The sequence below is a fragment of the Deinococcus humi genome (assembly GCF_014201875.1).
Classification (GTDB): Bacteria; Deinococcota; Deinococci; order Deinococcales; family Deinococcaceae; genus Deinococcus; species Deinococcus humi.
Map to the genome: position 1 here is coordinate 242,622 of NZ_JACHFL010000005.1, position 14,925 is coordinate 257,546.

Consider the following 14,925-nt stretch of genomic DNA (forward strand, 5'->3'; position numbering starts at 1 on the left):
TCCCCGAAAGGCTGGATTCAGTCGCCGCACCTCACAGGCCCAGCATCAGTTCCATGTTCTGCACCGCCGCGCCACTGGCCCCCTTGCCCAGATTGTCCAGACGGGCCGCCAGCACTGCCCGCTGCCCGTCTACTGACGCATAGACGAACAACTCTAGGTCGTTGGTGCCGTTCAGGGTCTGAGGATCGAGCACCGGAGGATTCTCCGCCACTGGGGCAACGCGCACGCACTGCTGCCCGGCGTAGTGGGCGGCCAGCGCGTCACGGAGTGCGTCTGCCGTCACGCTCAGTTCGCCCAGATGCAGCGGGACGTTCACCGTCATGCCCTGTGCCCAGCCGCCCACATGCGGCGTGAAGATGGGCGTTCGCGACAGGCCCGCGTAGCGCACGATCTCGGGCAGATGCTTGTGGTCCAGGGTTAGACCGTAGCTGATGAAATCGCCGCGCATGGGGTGCTCTGTGCGCTGTTCGTGGGCATCCACCAGCGCGCGTCCGCCGCCGCTGTAGCCGCTGTAGCCCTGAATGTGCAAAGGAAAATCGGCGGGAAGCAGGCCTGCCGCCGTCAGAGGGGCGAGCAGCGCAATCGCTCCGGTGCTGTAGCACCCCGGATTCGACACCAGCCGAGCGGTGTGGATGCGTTCCGGCTGCTCTGCGCTCAGCTCCGGAAAACCGAAGACCCACGCGGGATCGGTGCGGTGGGCGGTGCTGGCGTCCAACAGGCGCGAGGCCGGATTGGTGGTCAGGGCCAGCGCCTCACGCGCCGCGTCGTCGTGCAGGCACAGGATGCTCAGGTCCGCCGCATTCAGCAGATCGGCCCGCGCCCCGGCGTCCTTACGACGGGCGGGATCAATGCTCAGCAGTTCCAGATCATCCCTGCCCTGAAGGCGGGTGCGGATTTGCAGACCGGTGGTTCCGGCCTCACCATCGATGAAAATTTTGGGTGGGGTCATGTCAAGCCTTCTCCTACTTTTGATTGTGCCACTCCCGCGCCAGCAGCCCGTACAGGGCGTCGTCTGTCCATGTTCCCCGGTGCCAGTAGCTTTCCAGCGCCGTTCCCTCATGGCGAAAGCCTGCGCGGACCAGCAGTGCGGCAGAGGGAGCGTTGCCCGGGTCGATGTGGGCATAAACGCGGTGCAGGCCGTCTGTGCCGAACAATTGGGTCAGCAACAGCTGCAGGCCCTCGGAAGCCAGGCCACGGCCCTGGGCGTGCCGGGCCAGCGTGAAGCCGATCTCGGCCTGTGACCCGCTGCCGGAGGACGCGCCGTTGACCGCGAAATCGCCCAGCAGCTCATCGGTACTGGCGTCTGCCAGGGCCAATTGCGTCCAGCCCGGCTGCCCCGGCGTGCGCGAATGCATCTCCTCAATCAACGTCCCGGCCCGCGCCAGTGTGTAGGGCAAGACCCAGCTCTGGAAGCGGAAGACTTCAGGATCGTTGCGGTAGGCCACGAGGAGAGGAGCATCCTCAGGGCGCAGGTGACGCAGAACGACTCGGTGGGCGGTCATAAGTAGCACCGCCGCACCAGTTCGGTCAGATCACCCTTCGCCGTTTCGCCCCCCTCTATCCGGGTCAACAGCTCGGTGAGCGTCAGCCACCACAGCCACCACGCTTCACTGAAGGCTGCGCGGTTGCAATCGGGCGCGGCGTCGGTGCTGATCTCGTCGACGCGCATGGAGCTGCTCAGTCCCGTCCCGAGAGGTAGGTCTCGCCCCGTTTCACATGGCCGCCGACGCTCATCTCCAGGCAACCGGGAAACGTGCGTTTGGTCAGCGGGCGGTGCGGAATCCACAGCTCGCCGCGGCGGTTGACCAGAAAGGCGTTGATCACCCGCACAGGCCGCCGCTGCGCCCAGGCCCCCTCCCGCGTGATCTGGCCGACCACCTGATCGTTTTCGTCCACCCGAGCGAGCCATTCCAGAGCCTGCACCATGCTGCCTATCGTTTTACCACCGTGGCTTTGTGTCGCCCAGCAGGTGGTACAGCAGCGCCTTCTGGGCGTGCAGGCGGTTCTCGGCCTGATCGAACACCCGGCTCTTGGGGTGTTCGGTGGCCTCCGGCACGGTCTCTTCGCCGTAGTGGGCAGGCAGACAGTGCAGGAAAATGCCTTCAGGGGCCAGGGTGTCCAGCATGCCCGGCGTGACCTGATAGCCCCGGAAGGCCCGGCGGCGGATGTCCGCCTCGGCCTCCATGCCCATGCTGATCCACACATCGGTGTACAGCACGTCCGCACCCTCGATGGCGGCCAGATCACGCGTGAGCGTAATGCGTGTGCCGCTGTCCACGGCGTCCATCAGCACACCGGCATTGGGTTCGTAGCCCACTGGGGTCACGATCGTGACGTCACTCCCCGTCAGGATTCCCATATGAATGTGGCTGTTGGCGAGATTATTGCCGTCCCCGATGTACACCACCCGTTTGCCGCGCAGATCGGGACCAAATTCCTCCTCGATGGTCTGGTAGTCGGCCAGCAGCTGGGCAGGGTGCAGCATGTCGCTCAGGCCATTGATCACCGAAATGGCCGCGTGATCGGCCAGTTCGTGCAGGGTCTGTTGCAGGTACACCCGGCCCATCACTCCGTCCACCCAGCGTTCCAGGTTGCGGGCCACGTCGGAGACCCGTTCGCGGGTGCCCAGGCCGATCTCGGTGTTGGACAGGGTGATGGCGTGGCCGCCCAGCTGATACATGCCCACGTCAAAGGTGGTGCGGGTGCGCAGGCTGGACTTCTCGAAGACCAGCGCCAGACTCAGCCCCGTCAGAGGCTTGACCCCGCGCCACTCACCACGCTTCATGCTGTGGGCGGTATCCATCACGGCGCGTAACTCCGCCGCCGTCATATCCAGGTTGCTCAGGAAATCGCGGCCAGCCATCACCGGGGCCGGCAGGGTCTCCGCCGTCAGCAGCGCAGGCACCGAATCCGCAGTTTTATTCACTATCAATGCAGGGCTAGCCACTTTCCTTGTGGATTTTTTTCTCGTTCCGGCAGACTTCTTGCTGGGCTTCTCGGCCTTGGTCATAAGGGGGTACTATACGATAAAAGTGAGTAAAAATGCATCAGCCTGTACCTGAACATCCTAGTACGCTGGGCCACTGCCCGGATTCGAGATCACCTCGGCGATACCGCCGTCATCCAACCGGGCGATAAAGCCAGCCTCATCGCGATAGGCCATGCCGCTGTCCATGGCCACGCACAGCCGCTCCGCGTAGGGAATGGGCGCGCCGGCCCCCAGCGTCGGCCCATGCAGGTACTCATCAAGCAACACATACACGGGGGTATGACCGTGGACCAGATGCTGTCCACCAAAAGCCTTCAACATCCGGCGGGCCGTCTTCTCGCCGCCTCCCAGCGCAAAGGCGAAACGGTCGGCAAACGAGTTGAGGAACGACCCCCAGGCGTCCGCATCGCGGCCCAGCAACAGGTTCCGAATGTGGCCGTTGACCGCCTCGCTGGTTGTGCCCAGCCGCAGGTACATTGTGCTGTCGGCATGCACCATCAGCCAGGAGTCCACCAGCGCCATCGCAGGCCGGGCCTCCAGCCAGGCCAGATCACCGGGGTCCAGCAGCGTCAGATCACGGTCCTGACCGCCATTGCTCTGCCAGTACTCACGGAAGCCCAGCTCATCTGCCGGATCCGAGCGGCGGAACAGGATCGCCGCCAGAAACATGACCTCATGATTGCCCAGCAGCGCCGTGACCTCGCCCCCGTGTTCCCTGGCCTGCACTTCCAGGCTGCGGATCAGGCGAATGACCTCCACCCCCTTGGGGCCGCGGTCCATGTAGTCGCCCAGAAAGACCAGATGGGCGTCTCCAGCCGTCCAGCCCCCGTCGAAGTCGATCAGACCCGCGCGCAACAGCATGGCCCGCAGCTTGCTGTACGCACCATGAATGTCACCGACCACCCACAGTTCCTTCAAGGCGTGACCCCGGCGTCGGCAGGTCGCGTGGCGCAGGTGACCGTCCTCCCATCCGATCCACGCACTCCGTCAGGATCGCCTGATTCAGGCGGCGGCGTCACCCAGTTCTCCGCGGGACCCATGGGGGCGATTGATCGGTGGGCGGCGCCGCTGAACACATCCAGAAGTGTAACGTTTCCTGTCCCAGAGCCTGTCTCCTCCAGCTCATAACATCTGCCCAGGACCGCCAGGCCTGCGCAGGGCTGCTGTAGACGGGCCGGCCCCATCGGCCTAGTTGTCCTGTCCGTCTTCTTTTGGTGGGGCTTCCGGCGAGGGCAGGGTCCGCAACCGGGTCATACGCTCGCTGAGATCATCCTGAATGCGGCGCACGTTGCCCTCGAGATTCGAGCGCGCCCCGTCCAGCTCGTGGCGCAACCGCATGATTTCCTCGACACCCGCCAGGTTGACGCCCAGTTCCTGGGTCAGCCGCCGGATCTCACGCAGATGTTCGATGTCACGCTCGGAATACAGCCGGGTCTTGCCACTGCTGCGTCCTGGGCTGATCAGTTGCTTGCGCTCGTACAGGCGCAGCGTCTGCGGGTGCATGTCCACCAGTTCGGCGGCGATGGAAATGACGTAGACCGGGCGGTCCTTGGGATCGGTGCGCCCCCCCTCACTGCTGGGCAGCGCGCGCGAACTGGCGCGGTCCCGCAACTCGTCCTCGATGCGTGTGATCTCGGCCTCGAACTCCCCCTGCAGATCATCGAGTTCGTGCTGCAACCGCATGACCTCCTCGACGCCCGCCAGGTTGACGCCCAGTTCCTGGGTCAGCCGCCGGATCTCACGCAGATGTTCGATGTCACGCTCGGAATACAGCCGGGTCTTGCCGCTGCTGCGTCCCGGACGGATCAGCCCCTTGCGCTCGTACAGGCGCAGCGTCTGCGGGTGCATATCCACCAGTTCCGCCGCCACCGAGATCACATACACAGGGCGGTGTTTAGAGTCCGAGGCCATAACTTAGGCTGAGTATACTCGAAGCAAGGTTCATGAGAATGGGGCGCGGTGCGTGGTTGAGGGACGATGAGGCTTCGTGGCAAGGCCGCCGGGAACCGGGCCAGCACTAGTTCATCCCTCCTCGTTCACCGCGCGGCAGGCTTCACCCATTACAGACCGGCAAAGCCTTGGAGTGCAGGTGACTGGGCGCTCTTTTCCCGTCAAAGCGAGGTGTCGGACCAGCCAGTCAGCGATCCTGACAGGCTCAACCGCCTCAGCTCTCCTGATCTCGCCCTCCGCAGGCCTCACCCTCTATCATCGGGCCTATGACCCAGACGAACCTCGCAAATGCCCTGAACCGCGACGACGCCAATGCCGAACTGTTCGAACTGCTGAGGATTCCCAGTGTCAGCGCCGATCCCAGCCACAAGGCCGACATGGCAAAGGCCGCCGAGTTCCTGCGCAGCAAGCTGGAGTCGCTGGGCTTCACGGCGCGGGTGGACGAGACGGGTGGGCATCCTGCTGTGTATGCCGAACACCTGAAAGCACCCGGGCAGCCCACCGTCTTGCTGTACGGCCATTACGACGTGCAGCCCGAAGCCCCGCTGGAGGAATGGACGACGCCGCCCTTCGAGCCGACCGTGCGCGAAGGGCGCATCTACGCGCGCGGCAGCACCGACGACAAGGGTCAGGCCTATGCACACGTGCGCGGTGTGGAGCTGTTGCTGTCGCAGGGCGAATTGCCCCTCAACGTCAAGTTCTTCATCGAGGGTGAGGAGGAGATCGGTAGCCCCAGCATCGTGCCGTACCTCAAGGCACATGCGGACGAGCTGAAAAGCGACGTGATCGTGATCAGTGACGGCAGCCGCTTCGCCGCCGACGTGCCCACCATCACCTACGGTGTGCGCGGCCTGAGCTACGTGGAACTCCATGTCCAGGGCGCGAACCGTGACCTGCACAGCGGCAGCTACGGCGGCGCCGCACCCAATCCGATCAATGCGCTGTGCGAGATTATCGCCAGGCTGAAGGATGACCAGGGGCGCGTCACCATTCCCGGTTTCTACGACGGCATTGAGCCGCTGACCGACGAGGAACGGGCAATGTGGGGCAGCCTGCCGCAGGACGACGGCGAGTTTGCCGACAGTATCGGCGTGTCGGCCCTGCCCGGAGAGGAAGGGTTCAGCGTGCTGGAACGCCTGTGGGGTCGCCCGACGCTGGACGTGAACGGCATCTGGGGGGGCTATCAGGGTGAGGGCAGCAAGACGGTGATTCCGGCCAGGGCTGGGGCGAAGGTGTCCATGCGGCTGGTGCCCGGCCAGGATCCGGAGAACATCACCAGGCTGATCCAGAACTACGTCCCGCAGATCGCTCCTGCTGGGGTTCAGGTCGAGGTCAAGGGCCTGCACGGTGGCCAGCCCATCAAATTCGACACCTCCAGCACGTACGTTCAGGCCGCCGACCGCGCCCTGCAGCGGGTGTACGGCAAACCCGCCGTCTTCGCCCGTACCGGGGGCAGCATTCCCATCGTGGCCTACTTCGCCGAGATTCTGAACAGCCCGGTGCTGTTCGTGGACATGGGCCTCAACGAGGACGCCCCACACAGCCCCAACGAGAGTTTCGCCGTGCGCGACTACCACAATGGCATTCTGACGAGCGCCTACCTGCTGGAGGAACTGGGAAGGTGAGGCAGGGCGGGCAACGAGGAGGCGCATGAACCTCGCCTTTCTCGCCTCGCACGGCGGCAGCGCGGCGCGGCACCTGACCCAGGCCTGCCGCGCCGGGGAGCTGGACGCCGTGCCCGTGGCTCTGATCAGCAACAACAGCCGTTCCCCCGCGCTGGACTGGGCGCGGGAGGAGGGCCTGAAAACCGCGCATCTGAGCGGAGCGAAGTATCCAGACCCGGACGATCTGGACGCCGCCATCCTCACTTTCTTGCGGGAAGCCGACGCCGATCTGTTGATTCTCAGCGGATACATGCGCGAGCTGGGACCGCGCGTGCTGGGGGCCTTCGCGGGCCGGGTGCTGAACATCCACCCCAGCCTGCTGCCCCGACACGGCGGGCGGGGGATGTACGGTGACCGGGTCCACCTGGCCGTGCTGGAAGCGGGCGACACGGCATCCGGCGCGACGGTGCATCTGGTCACGGCGGGCATCGACGAGGGGCCGCGCCTGGCGCAGGAGGAGGTTCCGGTGCGGCCAGGCGACACGCTTGAAACGCTCAAGGCGCGCGTCCAGGCCATCGAGAGTGGGTTGATGTTGCGGGCGGTGCGGGACTTGATCGCTGACCTTCGGCTGACAGAAAACAGAATTTGATCATCGGTACCTCACCGTCCGCTGACCCGGTCCTGATTCTCCACTGACGCGCCGCGCATTCAATGGCCGGGTATGACACGACTCTTTCTGACTGCCGCCCTGCTGATGGGTGGGGTGGCCTCCGCCGCGACCTTCAACATTTATCCCTACCAGGGTGCGAAGCTGCTGGCCGGGCAACGCTTTGACCTGCGAATCGAGGCCGAGGGGGTCAAGGGCGCGGGAGACGCCACCGTGACGCTGGACGGCCAGGCCTTGAGCGGCCTGACCCGCACCACCACCAAACCCGACAGCGTGGAGTGGATGCTGCGCGACCAGAACCTGAGCACCGGCACCCACGAGCTGACCGTCAGCTTTACCGACGAGAACGGCCCCGCCAGCAAGAGCGTGCGCTGGTACGCCACGCCGCCCGTGACCGGCAAGGCCAAGAACGTGATCCTGTTCATCGGCGACGGGATGGGCTGGAACACCGTGGAGGCCGCGCAACTGATCGCCCACCCGTACAACCCCGAGAGTGGCCTGCCCACCGGCAAGCTGGAAATGATGAGCGGCCTGAGCAGCATGGCGAGCGTGACCACCAGTTCGTTTGACAGCGCCCTGGCCGACAGCGCCAACACCGCCAGCTCCATCGCCACTGGTCAGAAGATTCTGGTCAATGCGCTGAACGTGTACCCCGACAACACCGAGGACACGCTGGACAACCCCCGCATCGAAACCATCACCGAGATCCTGCGCCGCTCCACCGGCAAGAGCATCGGCATCGTCTCGGACGCCTTCGGCACCGACGCCACGCCCGCCGCCTTCGCCGCGCATACCCGCCGCCGGGGCGACTACTCGGCCATCGCAGACCAGTACTTCCAGGGCGGGGTCAAGCCCGATGTCCTGCTGATCGGCGGAAGCCGCGACTTCATCCCCTCCACCGCGCCGGGCAGCCGCCGCAAGGACGGCACCGACTGGATCACCCAGAGCCAGACGTTGGGCTACGGCTTCGTCAGCAACCGCACCGAACTGCTGGCGGCGGGCGGCGACAAGCTGTTCGGCCTCTTCAACATCGACAACATTCCCAGCTACCTGGACCGCGCGCAGTACAAGGGCGAGGAAACGGTCAAGAACTTCCCCGACATGCCCTACCTGTGGGACAGCACCCGCAAAGCGATCGAAACGCTGGACAAGAACCCCAACGGCTTTTTCCTGATGGTGGAAAGCGGCATGATCGACAAGTACGAACACCCGCTGGACTGGCAGCGCGCCGTGTGGAACATCATGGAGATGGATAAGGCGGTGGCATATGCCAAGGAGTACGCCAAGACCCACCCCGACACGCTGGTCCTGGTGACCGCCGACCACGCCCACTCGATCAGCACCTACGGCGGTTACGACGCCAGCCAGGGACCGGGCAAGCGCGAGGCCGTGGGCGTCTACCAGGACGCGGGCTTCCCCACCTACGCCCAGAAGGACGCCAACGGCATTCCCACCCCCGATTCTCCGCGCACCTACGCCGTGGGCTTCGCCGCCGTGCCCGACTACTGCGAGACCTACCTGGGCCGCAAGGTTTTCCTCGATCCCACCGTCAGCAACGGCAAGACTGGGGCGGAAGCCGGGTACCTCCCGAATCCTAAAATCTGTGAGGAAGGTGCGGTCCTGCGGGTCGGCAACCTGCCGCCCAGCTCCAACCAGGGCGTGCATACCGCCGACCCGGTGCCGCTGTTCGCCTTCGGTGCCGGCGCAGAGAACTTCTTCGGCACCATGGACCAGACCGAACTCTTCTTCGGCATCGCCCGCGCGCTGGGCGTGGACGCGACGAAGAACAAATAAACTCCCGAGCCTCCACGGAGACGGAAAACAGCCATGTGTGCGGTTTTCCGTCTCGTTTTGTGGGTCGTCTGGAGGGCAGCCTGACTCCCCCCTGACCCGCCGCGTGTGCAATAGGGGCATGAATAGACGGACCCTGATTCGTGCGCTGACGCTGGTCCCGCTGTCGGACTGGCTGGCGCGGGCGGGCGCGGCTGCCGCTCCGGCCACGCTGAAGTTTGGTGAACTGTACGGCAGGGTCACGGTGCGCGGCGTGGAATACAGCGACCGCATCAAGGCACTCACTGGACAGTCCATCCAGATGACCGGCTACATGGCGCCGCCCCTGAAACCCAAACTGGATTTCTTCGTGCTGACCCGCGAGCCGATGAGCACCTGCCCGTTTTGCACCACCGCCGCCGACTGGCCCGCCGATATTGTGCTGGTCATCATGCCGCCGGGCCGGGAACTGGAGCCCACCACGCGCGGCCTGAATGTCACCGGACGGCTGGAAATTGGCGTCAAGCGCGACGCTGAGACCGGCTTCGTGAGCCTGGTCCGGCTCTACGCCAGCACCGTGAGCAATAAGGCATGAGCGCGCCGATCCGCACCCACAATCTGAGTGTGCGGTACGGGCGGGAGGTCACGCTGCACTATCCCGATCTCAATCTGGAAGCGGGCGCAGCGCTGGCGATCACTGGTCCGAGCGGTTCGGGCAAAACCACGCTGTTGCATGTCCTGGCCGGTCTGTTGCGTCCGGCCAGCGGCGAGGTGGCTTACGGCAATCTGAACCTGGGCGCTGTGCCCGAAGCGGCCCGCGAAGCCTTCCGCCGCCGTCACATGGGCTACGTTTTTCAGGATTTCCACCTGATGCCAGGCCTGAGTGCCCTGGAGAATGTGGAACTGGGCCTGCGCGTGGCCGGGGCCGAGCAGCCGCGGGCGCGGGCGCGGGCGGCGCTGATCCGGCTGGATCTGGGGCACCGCCTGAACCACCGTCCCGTTCACCTGTCCACCGGCGAGCGGCAGCGAGTTGCCGTAGCCCGCGCGGTGGCCCACGGCCCGGGTCTGCTGCTGGTGGACGAACCCACCGCACATCTGGACCGGAACCGGGCCAGGGCCGCGCTGGAACTGCTGCTGGGCGCTGCCGCCGATCTGGACGCGACGTTGATCGTGGTCACGCATGACCCAGTGGTGGCCGAAGCCCTGCCCGCGCGCCTAGACCTAGGCGCGCCCGCACCTGTCTCCAGAGCGCTGGTGTCGACGTGAGGCTGGCGCTGTGGACGGCAGTCCGGGGCCTGCGGGCCCGCGCTGGAGCCCTGGCCCTTACCGTGCTGGCCGTGGCCCTGGCGACCGCCACCGCTCTGACCGTCCCCCTGATCTCCCGGCAGGTGGAGCGCGGCGCACAGGACGCCGCGCAGGTCTTTGACCTGCTGATCGCCGCCCCTGGCAGCGCGACACAGGCCCTGACCTCCAGCCTGTTCTACCTGGACACGCCCACCGGCAACATCAGCGAGACGTTGTACGAGGAACTGCGCGACTCGCCGGGGACCCGCCGAGCCGTGCCGATTGGCCTGGGCGACAACTATGCAGGCCTTCCCATCGTGGGGACCAACGCGGCCTTCTTCGATCAGCGCATCAAGCCAAAGGACCCGCCGTATTTTCGTGTGGCGCGAGGGCGGATCTTTACGGCAGAACACCAGATTGTTGCCGGGGCACGGGCGGCGCGTGAAGGCAGTCTAACGCTGGGCAGCACCTTCAGGGGCTCCCATGGCCTTGAAAGTAGGGACGGCGAGGAAACGGGCGCAGCCGATCACCACAACGAGTTGTACACGGTGGTGGGCATCCTGGCTCCCACAGGCGGCCCGGTAGACCGCGCGCTCCTGACGCCCATCGAAACCGTCTGGGAGACGCATGGACAGGACACTCCCGACCAGCGGCAGGTCACGGCGGTGCTGTACGCCGCCGATCAACTGGCCGGGGTCTATGTCACTGCTCAGCGCATCAACGCTGGCCGGGAGGCGATGGCGGTCTTTCCCGGTCAGGTCTTCGCGCAGGGGCGCGACGTGCTGGCCCAGGGGCAGGCGGCCTACGCGGGCCTGTCCCTGCTGGTGCTGGGCATTGCCGCGCTGACGGTGTGGCTGGGCGTGCATTCGGCCAGTGTGGAGCGTCAGCAGACGGTGGCCCTGTTGCGCGCCCTGGGCGCCGGACGCTCCTCCGTGTTCGGGCTGGTGCTGGGCGAAACACTGATCACCGTCACGTTGGGGGTGACCCTCGGGCTGGTCCTGGCGCTGTTGCTGAGCGGTGTGGGCGGCACGCTGCTGGGAGAGCGTCTGGGCTTTACCCTCGCGCCGCCACAGCTGACCTGGGCGCTGGCCGTGCGCGCCCTGGCCCTGATCCCACTGGGCCTGCTGGCCGCCCTGGCCCCCGCCATTGCGGCGGCGCGCCTGAGTCCGCTGAGACATCTCTAGGACATCAGCACCCACACACGACAGCCACGATCTCGATCTGGCTCCCACGCTCTATCAGGCGGACGGCGACTGGCAAAGCCCCATCCGAGAGAGGAATTCACTGGGCAAGCCGCCACGGAAGCGGAATGTAGGTACCCCTCTTCAGCCTCGTGCGGCCAATCCTGAAGAGGAGGACGGGCTAGTACTGCGCCCGTCCTCCTCTCCTTGGTTTGATTGACTTTGCTCGCTTAGCCGCGCCCGCGTCCACCACGGCCCCGCGCACGCTGTGGCCCCACGCGGCCCGCACCCGTGCCCGCTGGCGCGCCCCCACCGGATTCGGAGCGGCGCTGACCGGAGGGTTGCGCCCCGCGTCCACCGCTGCTCTGGCCCCGGTCAGAATGTCCACCTTGCCCGCGGGCCTGCGACTGACCGCGAGGCTGGCCGCCACCCTGCCCGCCCCGGCCCTGTCCACCCTGGCTTCTGCCGCGCCCTCCACTCTCGCCGGGCATCAGGCCGTTGCCAGAGCCTCGGCCCTGTTTTTCCTGGATGGCGCGGTCCACCTGACTCTCCTGCGGGGTCAGCGGCGGGTGCAGCGCGGGCGGCAGCCCCCGGCGCACGGTCTGCCACAGGCCACGCTGCTCGGGGATCAGGAGCACCAGGTTCACGCCGGGACGGCCCGCGCGGGCCGTGCGCCCCGAACGGTGAACGTGGTCCTCGGCGGTCTGGGCCACGTCCATGTGGATCACCAGGCGCACTTCGGGCAGATCGATGCCGCGCCCGGCAATGTCAGTGGCCACCAGCACGCGGGACTTGCCGTCACGCAGCAGGGCCATGGTGCGCTCGCGCTTCTTCTGGTCCATGTTGCCCTGCAACGGGCTGACGATCTCGCCGGGAAGCATCCCCTCAAGGCGCTCGGCGCGGCGTTTAACCAGCGACTTGGTGCGCGAGAAGATCACCACGCAGCCGCCGGGCTGGCGCAACGCCTCGCGCACCTGCTCGGCAGCCACGTCCATCACATCGTCGCGGGTGGTGTGCACCAGCAGGTGCGTGGCCCCGGTGGCCCCGCCCAGGATGTCGTCCGGATTGCCCTGCTCCGCACGGGCCGCGGGCGCGATGTCGATCCGCTCGGGATTGACCATGAACTGCTGGGCCACCGTGCGGATCTCGGCAGGGAACGTGGCCGAGGCCATCGCAATCTGAAGCTTCTGCGTGCTCTGACCCTGCGTCTGGGTCTGCGCCGAGCGCAGGATGTCACCCACATCTTTCAGGAAGCCCAGCGACAACAGCTCGTCGGCCTCGTCCAGTACCACGTATCGCAGCCCCGACAGGTTCAGTTCGCGGCGGCTGATCAGATCCTTGAGGCGGCCCGGCGTGCCGGAGATCAGGCCCTTGCCTGTGGCCTCGCTGCGGGTCTGTCCCGGCGTGATGCCCCCGGTGATGCGCCCGGCGGTCATGCCCAGTTCGCGCGCCACGTCGCGGATCTGCACGGCCAGTTCGCGGGTGGGCGTGACCACCAGCACCTCAGGGCGAATGCCGCGCACCTCCCGGACGCCGATGCCCCGCTCGGCGGCAGGAATCAGGAAGGCCAGCGTCTTGCCGCTGCCGGTGCGGGCGGTGGTGATCACGTCGCGCCCCGAGAGCAGGGCGGGAATAGCCCCAGCCTGCACGGGCGTGGGTGTGCGGTCACCCAGCCAGCGGTGCCAGTCGCCCTTGTGGGGGGCGGCCTGGGTCTGCTGGGGGCGTTGTTCAGTTTGTGCGCGGGGTTGGTCAGGGGTACGGGTTCGGGTCATGAAAGTCCTGTTGAGGCGTCCACGGGGGAACGCGCCGGTGATCGGCTGGAAAGAGGTGTCCACTTCAAGAAGTGTGAGGAGTTGAGAGTAAAAAGGGCCGCGTCAGACTGCGAAAAACCGGGTCACGGCAGGCAGTCCGGGCACCTGGGGCAGAGGCACCTGCGGGGGCTGTCGCTTCGGGCCGCCCGCGTTCACCCCCACTATGCCGCATCTGCGTGAGGGAAACGCGGAGTCAGCTCACCCCCGGCGCCACAACGAGGCGGGACGTAAGCAATGGGGTTGACACCGCCGTCACTTGACACTGCGCCCGTTCCTCGCTCTTGGTCCTCACTGCAATACCCTTTTGTATGGCCTGCAAGGGCCGGAAGCCAGCGGCAGACCTAGCCTCTCTTTGGGGAAACTTATTTGGAAACCACGCCCACCTTGATCCCTGCCGACTTCAGCTTGTTCTGCCAGCGGGTGTATTCCTCGCGCTCCATGGTCAGCGTGACGCGTCCGGGCACCACCCTGTTGCCATAGCACTTGCCCGGTTCGCAATCGGGAAACCAGGTGGGGTTCTGGACGTTGCGCCCGTTGAGCGGTTTACTCCAGCCGACCAAGTTGTCCCGCACCGTGATGTTGAAAAAGGTTTTTCTGGCCTTGTCCCCACGTGCGTCCCACACGTACAGCCCGACATTCTGGGCAGGAATGGGCACGCCGCTGGGCAGGTAACCGCTGGAGATCACCCGGTTGTGGTAGACCTCGATATCGTGCCCCGCGGACACAGCAATTCCGTTGTTGGACGTTGCCACAATCTGATTTCTGTAGACCAGGATATGGCCGGCGGCCTCGGCCACGGTCTTGCCGCTGCCGTCACCGGCATTGATGCCGCCGCCCGCGTAAGTATTGACCTGTGGGTTGGCGGCATACGCTCCCTGAATGTAATTGTCGTGGATCTTGATCCGGCTGCTGGGAACGCCGCTCGACAGGTACATGTTGATGTTCTCCTCGGGGCGGCTCTTGCCCGGATCGTTGATGACCTCATTCCAGGCAATCTCTGCGCCGCTGATCTTCCGGACGGCGTTGAACTGCACGAACTGGACCAACCGGTACTCCTGGTCCGAGTACCGGCCCACACCCACGCTGTAGCGTCCATCGATATTGCGCGCCTGATTCCGCAGAATTTTGACCGTTTCCCCCAGTTTCGCATTCCCTTTGTAGTCCCGCAAATAGATTCCAGAGGTTCCGATCATCTCGTTGTTCTCCACCACGATGTTCTTGAATTCCTCGGCAACCAGAAAGCGGCCAGGGTAGCGGTGCTCCTTGAGGGGCCGATCTGGATTCAGGGCCACGCCCCTCGTGTTGCGAATCGTCAGATTGGCATTGGTAAACGCTGTGTGGATCAACGTGCCCTTGCTCCGGATATTGGACTTCTCGATGATGACCTTTTGACTCGTGGCCACCGTCACCGCCGGGACCTTGGGGTCCAGACTCTGCCAGTTGCCCCGGTAGGTGCCACCCTTGCGAATCACAATGGGTTTGTCGTAACGGATCGTCTGGGCCTCACCCACGGAAGCGGCGACCAGAACGCACGGCAGCAGAAACGACAGGAGGCGTGGACCAAGGGGCATGAGGGTTCACTATAAACGAGTCGAGCCGTTCAAACGGTACCAAATCTCCGGTGTAGCGCAGCTTTTGCTTTCCCGGCGTGTCAGACGAGGCAACGCCA

Annotated in this window: 15 protein-coding genes; 6 read left to right on the forward strand and 9 right to left on the reverse strand. The window is 65.5% G+C overall.

What is annotated here, in order from left to right; genetic code table 11:
* Positions 1–31: 31 nt before the first annotated feature.
* From argC to hspR, 7 genes are all read right to left on the reverse strand, one after another.
* Positions 32–949 carry an N-acetyl-gamma-glutamyl-phosphate reductase gene (gene argC, locus HNQ08_RS12040; protein WP_184132116.1) on the reverse strand — a complete coding sequence of 306 codons (918 nt, stop codon included), beginning with the start codon at positions 947–949 and terminating at the stop codon, positions 32–34.
* Positions 950–962: 13 nt separating this feature from the next.
* On the reverse strand, positions 963–1,502 hold the full coding sequence (locus HNQ08_RS12045; protein WP_184132119.1) for a GNAT family N-acetyltransferase: 540 nt from the start codon (positions 1,500–1,502) through the stop codon (positions 963–965).
* Positions 1,499–1,669, reverse strand: a complete 171-nt coding sequence (locus HNQ08_RS27350; RefSeq protein ID WP_229789906.1) for a hypothetical protein — start codon at positions 1,667–1,669, stop codon at positions 1,499–1,501. Before HNQ08_RS27350 ends, HNQ08_RS12045 begins: the two co-directional genes overlap by 4 nt.
* 8 nt (positions 1,670–1,677) lie before the next feature.
* Entirely contained in the window at positions 1,678–1,926 is a 249-nt protein-coding gene (locus tag HNQ08_RS27355; RefSeq protein ID WP_229789904.1) for an NUDIX hydrolase, read from the reverse strand.
* Between the two features lie 13 nt (positions 1,927–1,939).
* Positions 1,940–2,863, reverse strand: coding sequence for an ornithine carbamoyltransferase (argF, locus tag HNQ08_RS12055; protein ID WP_184132483.1), 924 nt, complete (start codon positions 2,861–2,863; stop codon positions 1,940–1,942).
* Positions 2,864–3,067: 204 nt separating this feature from the next.
* Positions 3,068–3,907 (reverse strand): metallophosphoesterase, encoded by an 840-nt coding sequence (locus tag HNQ08_RS12060; RefSeq protein ID WP_184132122.1) that lies wholly within the window; start codon positions 3,905–3,907, stop codon positions 3,068–3,070.
* Between the two features lie 270 nt (positions 3,908–4,177).
* The gene (gene hspR / locus HNQ08_RS12065) at positions 4,178–4,900 is read right to left on the reverse strand and encodes a heat shock protein transcriptional repressor HspR, fused homodimer type (RefSeq protein WP_184132126.1); all 723 of its coding nucleotides are present in this window, start codon (positions 4,898–4,900) and stop codon (positions 4,178–4,180) included.
* Positions 4,901–5,205: 305 nt separating this feature from the next.
* On the opposite strand from hspR, the gene HNQ08_RS12070 reads away from it, so the two are divergent.
* The 6 genes from HNQ08_RS12070 to HNQ08_RS12095 all read left to right on the forward strand — a co-directional run bounded on the left by HNQ08_RS12070 (position 5,206) and on the right by HNQ08_RS12095 (position 11,448).
* Positions 5,206–6,564: a dipeptidase gene (locus tag HNQ08_RS12070; protein ID WP_184132129.1), complete on the forward strand. Its 1,359-nt coding sequence runs from the start codon at positions 5,206–5,208 to the stop codon at positions 6,562–6,564.
* Between the two features lie 25 nt (positions 6,565–6,589).
* Complete coding sequence (purN, locus tag HNQ08_RS12075) at positions 6,590–7,192, forward strand: phosphoribosylglycinamide formyltransferase (protein ID WP_184132132.1); 603 nt, start codon at positions 6,590–6,592, stop codon at positions 7,190–7,192.
* A gap of 72 nt (positions 7,193–7,264) precedes the next feature.
* Complete coding sequence (locus HNQ08_RS12080) at positions 7,265–9,004, forward strand: alkaline phosphatase (protein ID WP_221284145.1); 1,740 nt, start codon at positions 7,265–7,267, stop codon at positions 9,002–9,004.
* A gap of 118 nt (positions 9,005–9,122) precedes the next feature.
* Complete coding sequence (locus HNQ08_RS12085) at positions 9,123–9,575, forward strand: hypothetical protein (protein ID WP_184132135.1); 453 nt, start codon at positions 9,123–9,125, stop codon at positions 9,573–9,575.
* Complete coding sequence (locus HNQ08_RS12090) at positions 9,572–10,246, forward strand: ABC transporter ATP-binding protein (RefSeq protein ID WP_184132138.1); 675 nt, start codon at positions 9,572–9,574, stop codon at positions 10,244–10,246. The genes HNQ08_RS12085 and HNQ08_RS12090 overlap by 4 nt, the downstream gene beginning before the upstream one ends.
* Positions 10,243–11,448, forward strand: a complete 1,206-nt coding sequence (locus tag HNQ08_RS12095) for an ABC transporter permease (protein ID WP_184132142.1) — start codon at positions 10,243–10,245, stop codon at positions 11,446–11,448. Before HNQ08_RS12090 ends, HNQ08_RS12095 begins: the two co-directional genes overlap by 4 nt.
* A gap of 227 nt (positions 11,449–11,675) precedes the next feature.
* Here the strand turns inward: HNQ08_RS12095 and HNQ08_RS12100 are convergent, their stop codons facing one another.
* Positions 11,676–13,280: a DEAD/DEAH box helicase gene (locus HNQ08_RS12100; RefSeq protein WP_229789902.1), complete on the reverse strand. Its 1,605-nt coding sequence runs from the start codon at positions 13,278–13,280 to the stop codon at positions 11,676–11,678.
* 338 nt (positions 13,281–13,618) lie between these two features.
* Positions 13,619–14,827 (reverse strand): hypothetical protein, encoded by a 1,209-nt coding sequence (locus tag HNQ08_RS27360; RefSeq protein ID WP_184132145.1) that lies wholly within the window; start codon positions 14,825–14,827, stop codon positions 13,619–13,621.
* Between the last annotated feature and the right edge of the window lie 98 nt (positions 14,828–14,925).